Below are 14,739 nucleotides of genomic sequence, written 5' to 3'. Positions count from 1 at the left end.
CCTGAGCGACGACAACCCGGCCGAGGTGGTCGAGAACCGCCTCTTCCTGGTCGAGCTCACCGCCCGCACCCTGCACCGGGGCATGGCGCTGCTCGGCATCAGGACCCCCGAGCGGCTCTGATCGCGCACCGCCCGACGACAGGGGCGGGGCCCGGCACACCGACGTGTGTGCCGGGCCCCGCCCCTTTCCGTACGCCGGCCCGCCCCTTCCGCCGGCGGGCCCACCGCTTCCGTGCCCGGCCCACCGCCTCCGTGCGCGGGCCCACCGAGCCGACCCGCCATTGGACTTGACCAATTTTCATCTGTAGAAAATCATGGCCGGAGTCGCCACAGAACCTCCAGAACCTTCATAACTGCCCCGCAGGAGAACCACGCAACATGCGTATACCCACCACTGCTGCCCTCGCAGCGCTCGGCGGTGCCCTGGTACTCGGGCTCACCGTCGCCCCGGCCGCCCAGGCCGCTCCCGCCGCGGCGGACTGCACCACCGACGTCTTCGGAATCGCCGGCAAGTACGGCGAGTTCGTCCTCGGCGACGACGTCCACTCCCCCGACGCCGAGGGCGCCGTGGCCGTCGGCGGCAACGCCGACTTCCGGGGCGGGTTCAGCGTCGGCAACGAACTGTCGGCCGCCGAGGTCGACGCGCTGCCCGGCCGGGCGGCACTCGTCGTCCGGGGCGACCTGGTCAACGGCGGTTCCGACACCGTCGTGATGAAGGGCAACGCGGTGGTGGGCGGCACGGTCACGGGCCGCGCCGTCGACCTGCACCACGGCACCTTCGCCAAGCAGGCCGATCTCATCGACTTCGACGCGGAGTTCGCCAAGCTCCGGTCCTACTCCGCCGCGCTGGCCAAGGAGTCCGCGACCCCCGGCGCCCGGGTCCGCCTCGAGGGAGACCGGCTGACGCTGGAGAGCGGCGACAGCGGACGCAACGTCTTCGCGGTGCCGGCCGACGAGCTGGAGAAGGCCAAGGAGGTCTTCCTCAAGGTCCCGGCCGGAGCGACGACGATCGTCAACGTCAGCGGCCGGGACTACGACATGGCGACCGCCGGCACCACCAGCTTCTTCCTGTCGGGTGGTCAGGACTTCGTCCTGGACGACAAGCAGCAGAGCGCGTCCGACGGCAAGGTCCGGGCCAAGCTCCTGTGGAACTTCCCCGACGCGGACAAGATCTCCAAGAACAGCCAGGCCGCCTGGCCCGGCAGCGTGCTCGCCCCCGGGGCCCACCTGGACCTCGGCAACGGGGCGCCGGTCAACGGTTCGGTGTGGGTGGCCTCCCTGCACGGTTCGGGCGGGGCCGAGACGCACCACTTCCCCTTCACCGGCTGCCTCCCCGAGGTCCCCGGCGGCCAGACCCCGTCGCCCGGTACGACCCCGAGCAGCACCCCGGCGACGACGCCGCCCGCGACGGGCACCTCGTCTCCCCCGGTGACCTCGCCGTCCCCGAGCGCCACCCCGTCCGGCAGCCCGTCCGGCTCCGCCACGCCCGGCGCCACCGCGACCCCGTCCGGCAGCACCGCACCGGGCACCGGCGGCGGTGAGGGCGACCTGGCCTCGACCGGCAGCAGCGGCACGGTCCCGATCGTCATCGGCGGCGCGGCGGTCCTCGCCGCGGGCGCCGGCCTGGTCGTGATGGCACGCCGCCGCAAGCGCGCCTGACCGACGACGCGTTGAAGGGGATGGCGCGAGTCACGGGCGCCATCCCCGGCCGGCGGGCCCGGGCCGGTCCCACCGGCGCCATCCCCGGCCGGCCCCCGGCCCCATGAGCCGGACCTCGTCAGTTGCCCTGCCCCTCCAGCGTGGCCGAGATGTCCTCCCACCTGGCCGTATCGGGCTGGTAGCCGTACACGGGCCGGTTCCGCATGCCGGCCGTACGGAACGGCTTGCCGTTGTCGTCGATGCGCAGCGTCCCCTTCCGGCCGCCGCTGGACCAGTCCAGCTCCAGGTACCAGGTCACGTCGTGGTCCTCGGTGTGCGCGTCGAGGTGGAACACCTCCACGTCGGTGGAGCTCACCCGGTACGGGAAGTTCTTCGCCGCGACGACTCCGCCGCCGTCCTCACCGGCGACCGGCCGCGATACGGGCGCGCCGTCGTCCAGGTCGATGTCGAACGTCTGCGGCGTGATGCCGCCCCCGCAGCCCTCGCCCATCGAGTACGCGGGCCAGTCGTTGGCCGGCGCCTGTTTCACCACCCGGACGTGGAGCGCGGTCAGGACGACGGCCTGCTGCGACGCTCCCTGCAGGGTGAGTTCGATCAGCATCTTTCCCGCGTCCACCCCGCCCAGCTGCGCCGACCAGTTGCGCCTGGCCCGGTCCTGGACGTCGGGCACCGGCGGCATGCCCTTGGGATCCCGGTCGAGCAGGTAGTACTGGTCGCAGGGCCAGTCCCAGTTGTACGAACTGATGGTGGAGGTCACCGGCACCCCCTGGAACACGCTGCGCTCCTCCCCCTTGCCGCCCGCCCCCGGGGAAGCCGTGGACTTCGTGGCCGTGGCGGAGGGCTTCGCGATACCGCTGGTCGCGGACGGCGAGGGCTTCGAAGGACTCGGCGACGGGGACACGCCGCCACCGCGGCTCGGCGTCACCGGTGCGCTGGTGCGGGGCGCGTCCATCCTCTTCTCGGGGGCGCGGTCACCCGAGTAGTGGCTGATGGCCAGCGCGGTTGGCACGGTGAGTCCCACGACCGCGACGGCCGCGAGCAGGACCCGCAGCCGCTTGCCGGAGAACCGGCCGGTGGCCGGCGCGGCACCCGCGGGCCGGGCATCGGGTGTCACGTCCTCGGCCTCGGAGCCGGTGACCGCATCCGGCACCGGCACCGTCTCCGCCGCTGATTCCGGTTCCGGTTCGGGTTCCGGCTCCGGCTCCGGGCCCACCGGCTCCCCCGGCGGCGAGGCCGCGAGCCCGTCCGTCACCGCCGCAGCCGTCACCGCCGCCGGCCCGGCCGGCCCGGACGCCTCCGCCCCCCTCAACGCCCCCCGGCGCTTGGCCTCGTCGGCGAGGATCCACTGCCGGTGCAGCGCGACCAGTTCGTCCGACGTCGCACGGCACACCCGCGCGAAGCGTTCGACGGGCGCGTAGTCGTGCGGAACCGCGTCCCCGTTGCAGTACCGGTGAAGCGTGGAGGTGCTCATGTGCAACTTCTGGGCCAGCGCTCCGTAGCTCAGCCCGGAGCGCTGCTTCAGCGCCCTGAGCAATGCGGCGAAGTCCTGGATCTCCGTGCCCACCCTGACCGTTCCCCTCTCCTACCCTCCCGGAACGGCGTCCCAGGCAGGTGCTGTCATCGCAGGTCAGAGGCTCTTTTTCCGTTCCAGCGTCCCGTACCGGCCGGCAACCGTTGCCACCGGATCCGAGCGCCGGACACGATGGTGGAACACACCGCAGCAGCACCCCGGCCAGGGCAAGCAGCGCGACTCGTACACCTCCGACGTGCCCGTCACCGGGAGCCGCCGTGCGTACTCGTCATCAACTCAGCCTCACCGATGCGGTGGCCGCAGGAGTCCTGATCGCCTCGGTCACGACCGTCATCGCACTCCTGTGGAACCTCTGACCCCACGTCATTGTCCAGTACAACCGTCCGTCACCGGTGCGCCAAAGCGGCGCCCCACACCCGACGACACCTTCCGATGGGAAAAGACCTCATGCGCAACCTTCGCTTCCACCGCGCCGCCCGCACCTCCGTTCTCGGAGCTGCCGCACTGATCGCCTCCTTCGCGCTGACCGCCTGCCAGGAGGACAACCCCCCGCCGTACGACGCCCTCGCTTCCGCTTCGCCCGACTCCACCGCCAAGAGCCCGGCGGCGAACTCCGGCGTCTCCGGTGACAAGGACAAGGAGACGGCGGCCCCCTCCACCGGCGGGGACGAGGACACCGCCGGCTCGGACAAGGGCTCGGGTTCGGGCTCCTCCGGCTCGGGCTCCGGGGACGGCGCGTCCGCCGGCAAGCCGCAGGACGACGACGGCGTCGTCCGCCTGGCCTGCACCGGTGCGAACACCAAGCTGACGATGACCGCGGTCCAGCGGCCGGTCAACCACATGCTGCTGACGATGACCAACACCGGTTCGAAGGCGTGCAACGCCTACGCCTACCCGTACCTGCGGTTCGGCGAGGCCCAGTCCGTCCCGAACACCTTCGAGGACAGCAAGCCGCAGGCAGTGGCGACCATCGACCCGGGGCAGTCGGTCTACGCCGGCGTCATGACGTCGGCCGCCGACGGCAGTGGAACGAACGGCTACGACACCAAGGACCTGAGCGTCAGCTTCCAGTCCCGCGACGGTGGCTCCACCGGCTCGGCGGTCAAGGTGCCGCTGGCCAGGAGCGTGTACGTGGACAGCAGCCTCAGCGTCACCTACTGGCAGATGAGCATGGACGACGCGCTCCAGTACTGAGCGTCCCAGGGGGAAACGGCGGGGAAAAGCGGCCGGGGGAACAGCCGGGGGAACGGCCGCCCACCCTCATCGGCACACACCGCACCACTTCACACGACTTCACGGGGAGTACCACCATGCGCAGCAACCGCGTCCGCACCACCGTCCTGGCCACCGGCGCCCTCCTGGCCGCCCTCTCGCTCACCGCGTGCGGCAGCGACGCCGGCAGCGGCAACGACAGCGCCAAGGCGGGTGCGGCCGCTCCGGCGGCACACTCCACCGCCGAGCCGTCCACGCCCCCGGCCGCCGCGCCGGAGAAGGACGCCACCGGCACCGACACGGACGGCACCACCACGGGAAGCGCGCCCAAGCGCATCACACCCCCCGCCGAGACAGAGGCGAAGAAGTCCGCCGTCTCCACGCCCCGCAAGCCCAGCGCCCCGGACCGCACGCCCGTCACCTGCACCGGCGGGAACACCAAGACCGTCGTCAGCAAGGCGAGCCGCCCGATCAACCACCTGCTGCTGACCGTGACGAACACGGGGGACCGCCCCTGCTACGCGTACTACGCGCCCAAGCTCCGCTTCGACGACGCACAGGCCGTGTTCCCGATCCTGGAGAGCAGCCGGCCGCAGGCCGTCGTGACGCTGGACCCGGGCCGGTCCGCGTACGCCGCCATCGGCCTGACCGGCGAGCCCGGCACCGGCCCGGCCCCGCGCAGGGCCGCCCACCTCCAGGTGAACTTCTCCGGCAGGAACGCGGCGGGCTCCACCGGCGCCCCGACTGAGCTGACGCTCCCGGCGCGGACGTACTGGGACGACAACGGCTACGTCACCTACTGGCAGACCGAGATGGCCGACGCCCTCACCTTCTGAGCCCACCACGGCAGAACCGGCCCTCCGCCGCGTGCGGCAGGGCCGGTTTCGTCGTGCCCGCGACCTCGCGGGTCTCGCGCGGTGGGTCAGACGAGGGCGGCGACGAGGAAGGCGAAGGCGGCGATGATGACGGCGACGCGGGCGTAGTGGTAGCGGTCCCAGCGGTTCATCTGCTCCTTCCAGTCGGCGGGCCGGTTCTCGGGGGTCCAGGTCTTGCCCCGGTTGTTGATCGGGACGAGCAGCAGAATCGACATGACCACGCTGACGATCAGCAGCCCGCCGGCGGTGACGACGAGACCCGCGCCGTGCTCACCCCATCGGGCGACGGCCCAGATCGCGGCGAGGACCATCGAGCCGATGTACCAGAAGGGCATGACGGCGCCGAGCATCCGGCCCCCGTGAGCGCGGGCGAGTTGGCCGCTGTCCTCCGGGAGGGCGTTGAAGATCCGGTTCATGACGAAGGCGACGGAGAACTCCACCCCCACCATCACTCCTACGACGACGGTGGTGAAGACCTCAAGTGCGTTGAGCATGACGATCCCTCTCGAAATCTAGTGCCGCTAGCCGATGAGGCAACGCTAGACCTACCGACGCTCTCTTGTCTAGCGGTGCTAGGATCTAGCCATGTCGGTACAGGAACGCAAGGAACGTGAACGGGCGGAGCGCGAGCGCCTCATCGTGGCGACCGCCCGCGAGCTCGCCGAGCAGCAGGGGTGGGACGCGGTCACCACCCGCCGGCTGGCCGAGCGCATCGAATACAGCCAGCCCGTCCTCTACGGCCACTTCCGCGGCAAACGCGAGATCATCGGCGCCGTCGCCCTTCAGGGCGCCGCCGAGCTGGCCGTGGCGGTACGGGCGGCGACCGCCGCCGCGAACGGCCCGCGCGCCCGGGTGCACGCCCTTGGCCGCGCCTACCTGGACTTCGCCGAACGCAACCCGGCGGTCTACGACGCCATCTTCCAGCTCGACGGCGGTCTCGCGTACGCCCAGGAGGACACTCCGGAACCCCTGAAGGACGCCTTCGCCGCGCTGCTGGAGAGCCTGGGCGAGGTCGCCGGGGAAGGCGTCGCCCCGGCCCTGTTCACCGAGGTGTTCTGGGCCTCCCTGCATGGCCTGGCAACACTCACCCGGACCCGGCGCCTGCTACCGGAGGACGCCGAATCCAGGCTGGAGCTCCTGGTGGACCGGCTCCCGGTGACCTGACGGCCCGAAGGAGCTGCAGGCCACCGGGGTGTCACCCGTCCGCTCACGCGAACCGGGTCACCTCGGCAGGGACGCGGATCCTGCCGAGGCCGGCCTTTACCGCGAAGGGCGCCGCGACCTTGACGACACCGGGGAGCACGCCCCGTCCCGGCAGGCTCCGGCAGGCTCCGGCAGCAGAGTCCAGGACGCGGGTGAGACAGCGGCCGGTCGGAGGAGCTGCGGCCGGCACAGCCGCAACGACCCTCACACGACGTCGAACTCATTGCCCTCGGGGTCCTCCAGGGCGGCAGCGTAGAACCCCGCGTCCGGCTCGTCCTTGATCCGCAGCACGGTCGCCCCGGCCGCCACCAGTCGCTCCACCGTGGCCTTGACCCGCTGCGTGCGGAGCTCCAGGGGGACGTCACGGCCCCCGCCGGCCTTCAGGTCGAAGTGCCACCTGTTCTTGACGGCCTTCGGCTCCGGAACCTGCTGGAACCACACCCTCGGCCCGCGCCCCGCCGGATCGACGATCGACTCCGGAACATCCCCGGCCCCGGCCGGCAACTCCTCCTCGGGCACCCCCGTCGCCGCCCAGTAGGCACGCCACGTGGCGTGCCCGTCCGGCGGCGGCTCGGGCACATAGCCCAGGGCCTCGGCCCAGAAGGCCACCATCCGTTGCGGATCGGAGCAGTCGATCGTGAGCTGCACAGTCATCTCCATGCCCGGAGCATCCCAGGCAGGTCTGACACTCGAACCCTTGTGACAGACGTCCGGAAAAGGCCCTCAGCCGTGCCGGCCGAAGACCTCGCGGACGCCGGGCAGCTCCGCTTCCTGCTCCCCGTCCTCACCCTCGTACAGGTGCGCCACGACCGTCTCCGGGGTGAAGTCCTCACCGAAGCCGTAGACGTCCAGGCAGTAGTCGAAGCCGGACTCGCCGAAGAGGTCGGTGTCCTCGCGGCGGCAGTAGTCGGTCAGCCCGTCGGACACGTGCCAGCGCGTGCCGTCGTACCAGAAGACACCGCCCGCGTAGTGAATCGTCCGGCCCGTCGCGGGGTCCGTGAGGTTCAGCGACTCGTAGTTCTCGGGGCGGTCGCGGACCAGGGCGACGAGGTCGTCGGGGACGCCCTTGTAGAGGGACTCCTGAAGGGCGAAGTCGCCCTCGGCGTACAGATTCAGATCCGACTCGTGGTCGAACGTCAGCAACAGCACCCGGCCGTCCTCGGCGAAGTACCAGACCGCGGACTGGCCGCCCCCGTCGTTCCACGCCAGGCGGCGCGCGCCGGTCACCGTCACGGGTGCCACCTCGGCGAGCTCGTCCATGACCGCCGCGCGGCGCCGGACCTCCGGGAGGGGAGTCGCTGCCAGGGCGTCCCATATCGCGTTGTTCATGCCCGCAGGCTACCGACGGCCTCTGACAACGCCCCCGCCCCTACGATCACCCCACGCCACTCGTCCGGGACGACAGCCCATCTGTCCGTCGCGGCCCCCGTCTGGGATGCTGAAGGCCGGGCTCGACGGGGGGCAGACGGTGTTCACGGAACCCATGGCGAGAGCCGTTGTACAACCAGCGGTCCTCGACCTGGTACGGCGGTATCCCCGCGGCAGGCCGTTCTCCACGACGGTCACCTTCGGCGGGGACGACTTCACCCTGTGCACCCACGTACGGGCGCGGTGGGCGGCGCCCGGGCAGGTGGAGATCGCGCTGGCCTGCTGGGTCGTCAACATGGACACCGCGCGCTATCTCGGTGACAACCCGCCTGCCGGGCACGAGATGCGCCTGCCACCCGAGGGCACGGCGGAGTGGGACGAGGACCTGACCGGCCGGGTGATCAGCCACCTCGCAGCGCGCATGAACGCTCACTCCCCCGCCCGGCCGACCACCGACGGACACCTCACCATCACCGTGCCCCTCGTACTGACGTAGTCCGGCCGAAGGCAGGCCCGTCACCGCCGGGCCGAGAAGGCCTGCGCACTCGCCTACCGGGCCCCGCCCGCAGGGCCGGCGTCGGCGTCGAAGTTGAAGTCGAACCAGATCCGGTGCGTGCCGTCCTCGTCGACGGCCAGCCCGCCGCCCCCGCGGATCCCGGCCAGTGCGCCGGTCCCGCTCGACGGCACGATCGCGAAGAACTCGTTCGCCCGGTCGTTGCCGCTCGTAGCGGCCGAGTGCACGAAGTTGAACGTGCCCTCCCGGCCGCCGACCGCCCCATCGAAGGCCTCCATGGCCACGTACGTACCCACGCCGGCGGACTGGTCGAAGGCAGCCGTGAACAGGGTCGTGGAACGCCCCGTGACCTCGCCCTCGAAGCTCTTCACGATGGTCGCGACGCCCATCGGGAGAAGGGTCTCGACCTCGGGGACGGGCTTCAGCTCGGACGGGACGAACGAGGTGACGGTGAAGGTTCCGGAAGCTTTCATGCCGCCGATGGTAGGGACACCGCCGGGTCGCGGGGGCGGGAACCCGCGAGGACACGCTCCCCGCCCCGCCCTCAGCGGAACTCGCACCACACGACCTTCCCGGGCGACCGTTCCCCCACCCCCCACTGGTCCGCCAGCGCGTCGACGATCACCAGCCCCCGCCCCGACTCCCCGTCCGGCTCACGCACCCCGGGATTCCCGTCGCCACTGTCGTGCACCTCGACCCGCACCTGCCCCGCGTCCCGCAGCCACACCATCAGCCGGTACCCGCGCCCCGGCGGCACGCCGTGCACCAGCGCGTTCGTGGCCAGCTCGCTGACGCACAGCACCACGTCGTCCGCCCGCGCCTCCCCGAACCCCCAGTCGGCCAGCGCGTCCCGCACGAACTCCCTCGCCGCCCGCACCGACCGGCGCTCCCGCCGGAAGAACCGCTCACGCAGCAGCGGGAGTTGCATCGTCTCGTTCATGCGACGAGCGTCACACTCGGTCACTACGCTGTCGCAGTGGGCACACCCGTACACATTTCTTGTACGGGCCGGGCGCGCGTGATGCACGGATGCGGGTGGGAAGTGGGGACCGTATGCAACCCAGGAACCGGCAGCGCAAGAACGCGTCGGCAATGAAGCTCGTGGGCGCACTGGTCGCCCGATTCCGCATCGCGGCGGAGCTGACCCAGCGCCAACTGGCCGACCGGGTCTGCGTACAGCCGGAGACCATCGCCTCCATCGAACAGGGCCGACGCGCGCTGCTGTTACCCCTGGCCCGCCGCATGGACGTCGACCTGGAGACGAAGGGGGCGTTGGCGACGGCGGTGGAGAACATGCCGGAGGTGGATCTGATCCCGGCGTGGGCGGAGGAGTACATGGACCTGGAGAGGGAGGCGCTCGCGCTGTCCTGGTACGACAACCAGGTCGTACCCGGGCTCCTCCAGACGGAGGCGTACGCGCGTGCGGTGTTCCGTAACAGGGTCCCGGTCTTCAGCGAGGAACAGATCGGGGACCAGACCGCAGGCCGCCTGGGGCGGCAAGAGATCCTTCGACGCGACGCGCCCCCGACCATCAGCTTCGTGATCTGGGAGCCGGTCGTGAGGCTCCAACTCGTCGACGATGAAGAGCACGCGGAGCAACTGCTGCACCTCCGCAGGTGCGCCGCGCTCCCAGGCATCTGCCTCCAGGTACTCCCCTTGAGCCACCGCACACATGCTGGGCTCAACGGACCCTTCATCCTGCTGGAGACACCGGACTATCAGCACATCGCCTACTCGGAAACACAGCGCGGGAGCCTGCTCGTCTCCGACCCCGACGAGGTCAGCATCCTGTCCCAGAAATATGCGATGCTGCGAACTCAGGCCCTCAACCCCGAAGAGACCGTGGGTCTGTTGGACAGCCTGCTGGGAGAGCAATGAGCACCGCACGCGAGTGGTTCAAGTCCAGCTACAGCGGCGATGAGGGCGGGCAGTGCCTCGAAGTCGCCTACGAATGGCAGAAGTCGAGCTACAGCGGCGATGAGGGCGGGGCGTGCGTCGAAATCGCCGCCCACCCCGCCGCCGTCCACGTCCGCGACTCCAAGAACCCCGAGGGCCCCACGCTCACCCTGGCCCCCACCACCTGGACGGCCTTCGCCGCGCACATCGGCTCCTGAGCAGGCAGCGGAGCGGCCGACTGTCAGTGGGCGCCCATACGCTCCTCGGCATGGCGACGCTCCCTAACCCGCTTCCGTCCCTGGCCACGTCAGGGCTCCAACTCCCGCCCGGCACCCTCGTGGACGCCACGACCGACGGGCCGTGGCACGAACCGCTGCTCTGGTACGCGGACGGGCTCGCGGCCCCCGGCGACTGGGCCGCCCTGCGCGATGCCGGGCGGAGTCGCGGCCTGCTGCCCGTGCTCATCGACGGCGGGGTCCGCGACCAGTGGCCCGAGACCTGGGACCTCGCCCCGGGCGGTACGTCGTACCCGGGCGACCATGACGCCGAGGACGTCCTGAGCGAGATCTGGGACGCGTACGCGGGCGACGAGCTCAGCACCGAGAACGCCTGGCCGGGGCTGGCCCCCGTCCCCGCAGCGGACGGCCCCGACAGCCCGGAGACGCTGGCCGCCGAGGTGGCGGACATGCTCACCACCGACGGCATGGCGCTCGAATACGCCCGCCTGGCGCTCGTGCCGGCCCGGCGCAGTGCGGACATCCCGGCCGCGATCGGCTGGAGCGGACCGCTCAATCACGAGAACGACGTCGCCCGGCTCTGCGCCGTCCTGCGCTCCTGGGAGGACCGCTTCGGCATACGGGTCGTGGCGCTCGGCTTCGACACCCTGACCGCCTCCGTGGCCCGCCCGCCCACGACGGAGGCGGAAGCACTGCCCCTGGCCGCCGAGCACTACGCGTTCTGCCCGGACAACATCGAGCAGTCCTCCCTCGACAGCCTGGAGAAGTACGCGGCCGACGCACTGCTCGGCCGGGAGACCTGGTCCTTCTGGTGGGACTGAGGGGCACCCGGGGGACGGAGACGGCTACGCCCCTGCGGCGAACTCCCCACGGCACTCGGCGCATTCCCCTGGCTCGGGGGCTCTGAAAGCGCGGTCGCAGCCGTCGCAGTTCTGCAGCGGGTCGTGGAGCGGGGACCGGCCGGTGGGAGGCGGGGGGATCCGTGTGGTGAGCCGGTGTTCCAGGAACTTCACCGGGTACCTCAGCGGAACGGGCAGATCCGTGGTGAGGGCCCGTCTGATGGCGGCGGGGGCCGCCTTGCGCTCGATCCAGGCGGCGACGGCGGGAGTGAGCGCCCGGACGTCGCCCTCGGAGAGCTCCCACTCCGGTGCGCGCCGGGCCAGATCGAGCAGGAGCACCGACGCCGCCCGGTCCAGCTCGGGCGCGGGCGTCTCCGGCCGGGGCGCAGGCACCTTCACCGACACGGGCCCGGGCACGGGTACGCGTGGAGGGGCGGGCGCAGGCGCGGGTGGAGGGGCGGGCACAGGTGCGGGCGCAGCCACCGCGACCTCGGCCGCCGCGGGCACCGCTCCGGCCTCTGGCATCGCGGGGTGCGGAGTGAGGTGTGCGGGTCCCGGGACCCGCACCGGCTCCGGGGACACCCGCTCCTCCCTCTCGTCGGCGGCCGTCGGAGCCGTATCCGGAGCCGTATCCGCAACCGTGCGGGGGTGGTTGTACGAGGTCGTGCGGGTGACGACGCGTCCGTCCGGGAGACGTTCGCGGGTGCGGTGGAGGTAGCCGTGCCGCTCCAGCTCCCGCAGCGCCCCGGCGATGCGGGCCTCGCTCTCCGGGAAGCGCTCGACCAGGCACTTGATACCGGCCTTCGCCCCAGGGGGCAGCGACTGGATGTGCGTGGCGAGGCCGATCGCGACGAGCGAGAGATCGTCGTGCTGCGCGAGATGGTTGCCGATCACGACGAAGTGGCTGACGTGGCGCGTCTTCACGTGAATGACGCCGCCGGAGGGGGCGCGGGAGGGCGAGATAACCTGCTGGGTAGCCATCGGGAAGGGTTTCGCTTCCTTGGTGGTCAGGCCCTCGCTCGGGATGGCAATCCCGGCGGGGGCCGTCACAGTCTGAAGTTCGGTTTCGCGAGCATATGCCAGGCAACGGGGGCGAGTTCCAGCCCGGACGGCCAACCTCACCCGTCCGGGTGACGGCCCCGCGACCCCTCGCGTGCGCACGCAGGCGCATGCGCACGGGGGCCTGCTGAGGCCCACCCGGGCGGGTTGGGTTTGGTTGGTTACTTCTTCCCAAAGGACTTAAAGCTTTTTACGTCGTGGCCCACCGCGTCGTGGCCCACCGCGTCGCACTTCATCGCGTCGCGGCCCACCGGGTCGTGGTTTTTGGACCCGGTGCGCACGCCGTTCCCAGCAGCCGCATCCGCAGGCGCATCCTCCGGCGCGTCCCCGGTCGCATCCACAGCGGCGGCGACGAAGGCGGCGACCGCGGGACGTCAACCGCAAGCCGCTCGACGAACGGTCTCTGGCCCTCCGAGCGGGCCCGGCCGCACCCGGCCCGAGGGCGTACGCCGGGGAATGCTCCGCCGCCCACGGGGAAGCCCACACTCCATGGACCCGACAGAGAGTCTCATCGACGAGTTCCACGCACAGCCCGCCGAGAGCGACCGGAGACGCGAACTCGTCGCGTCGATAGGCGACATACTCGCCAAGCGGCCCGACCACCCGGCAGCGCTGCCCTTCCTCGCCTCGGTGGCCGCCGACACCGAGGAGTACGACGTCGCCAGGGTGGAGGCCACCACCGCCCTGCGGCTGTCGCCGCCCACGGACGCAGCGCACCGGCAGCAGGCCGCCGACGCACTGCTGGCCGTGATGCGCGGGCCCGACGAGGATCTGTGCCGCCAGTACGCGGCCATGGCGCTCGGACCCTACGCGGAGGCCCCGGAGGTCCACGAGGCGATGGCGGCCGCCGTCCTCGGGGACGAGGACCCGCTCGTCCGGGACAACGCCCTGGCCGCGCTCCGTCAGGCGGGCCCGAGCGAGGAACGGGTCGAGGTGCTGCACCAGCTGACCGACGACCGCTCCCTGGGCGGGGAGGCGGCCCGCATCCTCAGGGCCTGGGGCAGGGAACAGGCGGCCTGAAGGCGTCTTTCCGACGTCCCGTCGACCGGGTGCCCGCGAGGATGCCGGCCATGCCGCAGCCTGGTCAGCGCCTCCGGTCCCTCGGGCTTGCCCCGACGAGCTTCACGGCTTGCCTGGATCCGGATGCCCCGGCTCGGTGGCACGCCCTGGCGGACAGGGCCACGCTCTGCGGCATCCCTCGGCGGCACGTGACGGCCTACCGGCATCTGTTCGTCGCGAAGAGGTACCGAAGGTGCCCGGACTGCCGGGTGAAGGCATGCGACGCCTCGCGCAGGCCCTGAGGCAGGGCCTGCGCCCGATCGCTGCCTCAGCCCCCGCTCACGCGCCGCGCAAGCGCTGCGCGACCTCCGTCGCCCAGTAGGTCAGGATCATCTGCGCGCCCGCCCGCCGGATGCCGGTCAGGCTCTCCATGATCGCCGCGTCGCGGTCGATCCAGCCCTTCTCGGCGGCGGCCTCGATCATCGCGTACTCGCCGCTGATCTGGTACGCGGCGACCGGCACCTCCACCGCGTCGGCGACCTTCGCCAGGACGTCCAGGTACGGTCCGGCCGGCTTGACCATGACCATGTCCGCGCCCTCGTCGAGGTCGAGCGCCAGCTCGCGCATCGACTCGCGGAGGTTGGCCGGGTCCTGCTGGTACGTCTTGCGGTCGCCCCTCAGCGAGGAGCCGACGGCCTCGCGGAACGGGCCGTAGAACGCGGAGGAGTACTTCGCCGTGTACGCGAGGATCGCCACGTCCTCGTAGCCGGTCTGGTCCAGCGCGTCGCGGATGACACCGACCTGGCCGTCCATCATGCCGCTGGGGCCGACCACGTGGGCGCCCGCGTCGGCCTGGACCTGGGCCATCTCGGCGTACCGCTCCAGCGTCGCGTCGTTGTCGACGCGGCCGTCCTCGGTCAGCACACCGCAGTGGCCGTGGTCGGTGGTCTCGTCCAGGCAGAGGTCGGACATGATGACGAGGTCGTCACCGACCTCCTCGCGGACCGCGCGCAGCGCGACCTGGAGGATGCCGTCCGGGTCGGTGCCGGCCGTACCCCGGGCGTCCTTCTTCTCCTCCAGCGGCACACCGAACAGCATGATCCCGGAGACGCCCGCCGAGACCGCGTCGACCGCGGCCTTCCGCAGGGAGTCCAGGGTGTGCTGCTGCACGCCGGGCATGGCCGAGATGGCCACCGGGGCGTCGATGCCCTCGCGCACGAAGGCGGGCAGGATCAGATTCGCCGGGTCGAGCCGGGTCTCGGCGACCATGCGCCGCATGACGGGGGTCGTCCGCAGCCGTCGGGGTCGAGAGCCGGGGAAGTTTCCGTACACAGTCATCCTTCGAGAC

18 protein-coding genes are annotated in these 14,739 nt (G+C 71.5%); 10 read left to right on the top strand and 8 right to left on the bottom strand.

What is annotated here, in order from left to right:
- Positions 1–121: DALR anticodon-binding domain-containing protein (locus tag E6R60_RS35805; RefSeq protein ID WP_136330913.1), on the top strand; the 121-nt coding region annotated here is incomplete at its 5' end.
- Positions 122–378: 257 nt separating this feature from the next.
- Complete coding sequence (locus E6R60_RS35800; RefSeq protein ID WP_136330912.1) at positions 379–1,659, top strand: choice-of-anchor A family protein; 1,281 nt, start codon at positions 379–381, stop codon at positions 1,657–1,659.
- 118 nt (positions 1,660–1,777) lie between these two features.
- Here E6R60_RS35800 and E6R60_RS35795 read toward each other — a convergent pair whose 3' ends face one another.
- The gene (locus E6R60_RS35795) at positions 1,778–3,223 is read right to left on the bottom strand and encodes a helix-turn-helix transcriptional regulator (protein ID WP_136330911.1); all 1,446 of its coding nucleotides are present in this window, start codon (positions 3,221–3,223) and stop codon (positions 1,778–1,780) included.
- A 414-nt stretch (positions 3,224–3,637) separates the two neighbouring features.
- On the opposite strand from E6R60_RS35795, the gene E6R60_RS35790 reads away from it, so the two are divergent.
- Positions 3,638–4,384, top strand: coding sequence for a DUF4232 domain-containing protein (locus tag E6R60_RS35790; RefSeq protein WP_136330910.1), 747 nt, complete (start codon positions 3,638–3,640; stop codon positions 4,382–4,384).
- Between the two features lie 116 nt (positions 4,385–4,500).
- The gene (locus E6R60_RS35785; RefSeq protein WP_136330909.1) at positions 4,501–5,238 is read left to right on the top strand and encodes a DUF4232 domain-containing protein; all 738 of its coding nucleotides are present in this window, start codon (positions 4,501–4,503) and stop codon (positions 5,236–5,238) included.
- A gap of 86 nt (positions 5,239–5,324) precedes the next feature.
- On the opposite strand, the gene E6R60_RS35780 is transcribed toward E6R60_RS35785, so the two are convergent.
- Positions 5,325–5,771 carry a DUF1772 domain-containing protein gene (locus E6R60_RS35780; protein WP_136330908.1) on the bottom strand — a complete coding sequence of 149 codons (447 nt, stop codon included), beginning with the start codon at positions 5,769–5,771 and terminating at the stop codon, positions 5,325–5,327.
- Positions 5,772–5,862: 91 nt separating this feature from the next.
- Between E6R60_RS35780 and E6R60_RS35775 the strand changes: the two genes are divergently transcribed.
- Positions 5,863–6,441: a TetR/AcrR family transcriptional regulator gene (locus E6R60_RS35775; protein ID WP_136330907.1), complete on the top strand. Its 579-nt coding sequence runs from the start codon at positions 5,863–5,865 to the stop codon at positions 6,439–6,441.
- Between the two features lie 243 nt (positions 6,442–6,684).
- Here the strand turns inward: E6R60_RS35775 and E6R60_RS35770 are convergent, their stop codons facing one another.
- Together E6R60_RS35770 and E6R60_RS35765 are read right to left on the bottom strand one after the other, a co-directional pair.
- A complete protein-coding gene (locus E6R60_RS35770; RefSeq protein WP_136330906.1) occupies positions 6,685–7,140 on the bottom strand; it encodes a VOC family protein in 456 nt (151 codons plus the stop codon).
- 63 nt (positions 7,141–7,203) lie between these two features.
- Positions 7,204–7,809 carry a hypothetical protein gene (locus E6R60_RS35765; protein ID WP_136330905.1) on the bottom strand — a complete coding sequence of 202 codons (606 nt, stop codon included), beginning with the start codon at positions 7,807–7,809 and terminating at the stop codon, positions 7,204–7,206.
- 154 nt (positions 7,810–7,963) lie between these two features.
- Between E6R60_RS35765 and E6R60_RS35760 the strand changes: the two genes are divergently transcribed.
- Entirely contained in the window at positions 7,964–8,344 is a 381-nt protein-coding gene (locus E6R60_RS35760; protein WP_136330904.1) for a hypothetical protein, read from the top strand.
- Between the two features lie 53 nt (positions 8,345–8,397).
- On the opposite strand, the gene E6R60_RS35755 is transcribed toward E6R60_RS35760, so the two are convergent.
- Together E6R60_RS35755 and E6R60_RS35750 are read right to left on the bottom strand one after the other, a co-directional pair.
- Positions 8,398–8,835: a DUF3224 domain-containing protein gene (locus E6R60_RS35755; RefSeq protein ID WP_136330903.1), complete on the bottom strand. Its 438-nt coding sequence runs from the start codon at positions 8,833–8,835 to the stop codon at positions 8,398–8,400.
- 71 nt (positions 8,836–8,906) lie between these two features.
- Positions 8,907–9,302, bottom strand: coding sequence for an ATP-binding protein (locus E6R60_RS35750; protein ID WP_136330902.1), 396 nt, complete (start codon positions 9,300–9,302; stop codon positions 8,907–8,909).
- A gap of 152 nt (positions 9,303–9,454) precedes the next feature.
- On the opposite strand from E6R60_RS35750, the gene E6R60_RS35745 reads away from it, so the two are divergent.
- From E6R60_RS35745 to E6R60_RS35735, 3 genes are read left to right on the top strand one after another with little or no spacing between them, the layout of a single operon-like run.
- Positions 9,455–10,240 (top strand): helix-turn-helix transcriptional regulator, encoded by a 786-nt coding sequence (locus E6R60_RS35745; RefSeq protein ID WP_136330915.1) that lies wholly within the window; start codon positions 9,455–9,457, stop codon positions 10,238–10,240.
- The gene (locus E6R60_RS35740; RefSeq protein WP_136330901.1) at positions 10,237–10,476 is read left to right on the top strand and encodes a DUF397 domain-containing protein; all 240 of its coding nucleotides are present in this window, start codon (positions 10,237–10,239) and stop codon (positions 10,474–10,476) included. Before E6R60_RS35745 ends, E6R60_RS35740 begins: the two co-directional genes overlap by 4 nt.
- A gap of 50 nt (positions 10,477–10,526) precedes the next feature.
- Positions 10,527–11,315: a DUF4253 domain-containing protein gene (locus tag E6R60_RS35735; protein ID WP_136330900.1), complete on the top strand. Its 789-nt coding sequence runs from the start codon at positions 10,527–10,529 to the stop codon at positions 11,313–11,315.
- A gap of 24 nt (positions 11,316–11,339) precedes the next feature.
- Here E6R60_RS35735 and E6R60_RS35730 read toward each other — a convergent pair whose 3' ends face one another.
- Positions 11,340–12,314, bottom strand: a complete 975-nt coding sequence (locus E6R60_RS35730) for a helix-turn-helix domain-containing protein (RefSeq protein WP_136330899.1) — start codon at positions 12,312–12,314, stop codon at positions 11,340–11,342.
- Between the two features lie 567 nt (positions 12,315–12,881).
- On the opposite strand from E6R60_RS35730, the gene E6R60_RS35725 reads away from it, so the two are divergent.
- Positions 12,882–13,412 (top strand): HEAT repeat domain-containing protein, encoded by a 531-nt coding sequence (locus tag E6R60_RS35725; protein ID WP_240802814.1) that lies wholly within the window; start codon positions 12,882–12,884, stop codon positions 13,410–13,412.
- 318 nt (positions 13,413–13,730) lie between these two features.
- On the opposite strand, the gene hemB is transcribed toward E6R60_RS35725, so the two are convergent.
- Positions 13,731–14,729: a porphobilinogen synthase gene (gene hemB, locus E6R60_RS35720; protein WP_168713746.1), complete on the bottom strand. Its 999-nt coding sequence runs from the start codon at positions 14,727–14,729 to the stop codon at positions 13,731–13,733.
- Positions 14,730–14,739 lie beyond the last annotated feature (10 nt).

It is taken from the genome of Streptomyces sp. A0642 (assembly GCF_004795105.1).
In the GTDB taxonomy this organism is placed as follows: domain Bacteria; phylum Actinomycetota; class Actinomycetes; order Streptomycetales; family Streptomycetaceae; genus Streptomyces.
The sequence above is the reverse complement of the archived record's forward strand: the minus strand, read 5'-3'. Positions and strand labels throughout refer to the sequence as shown.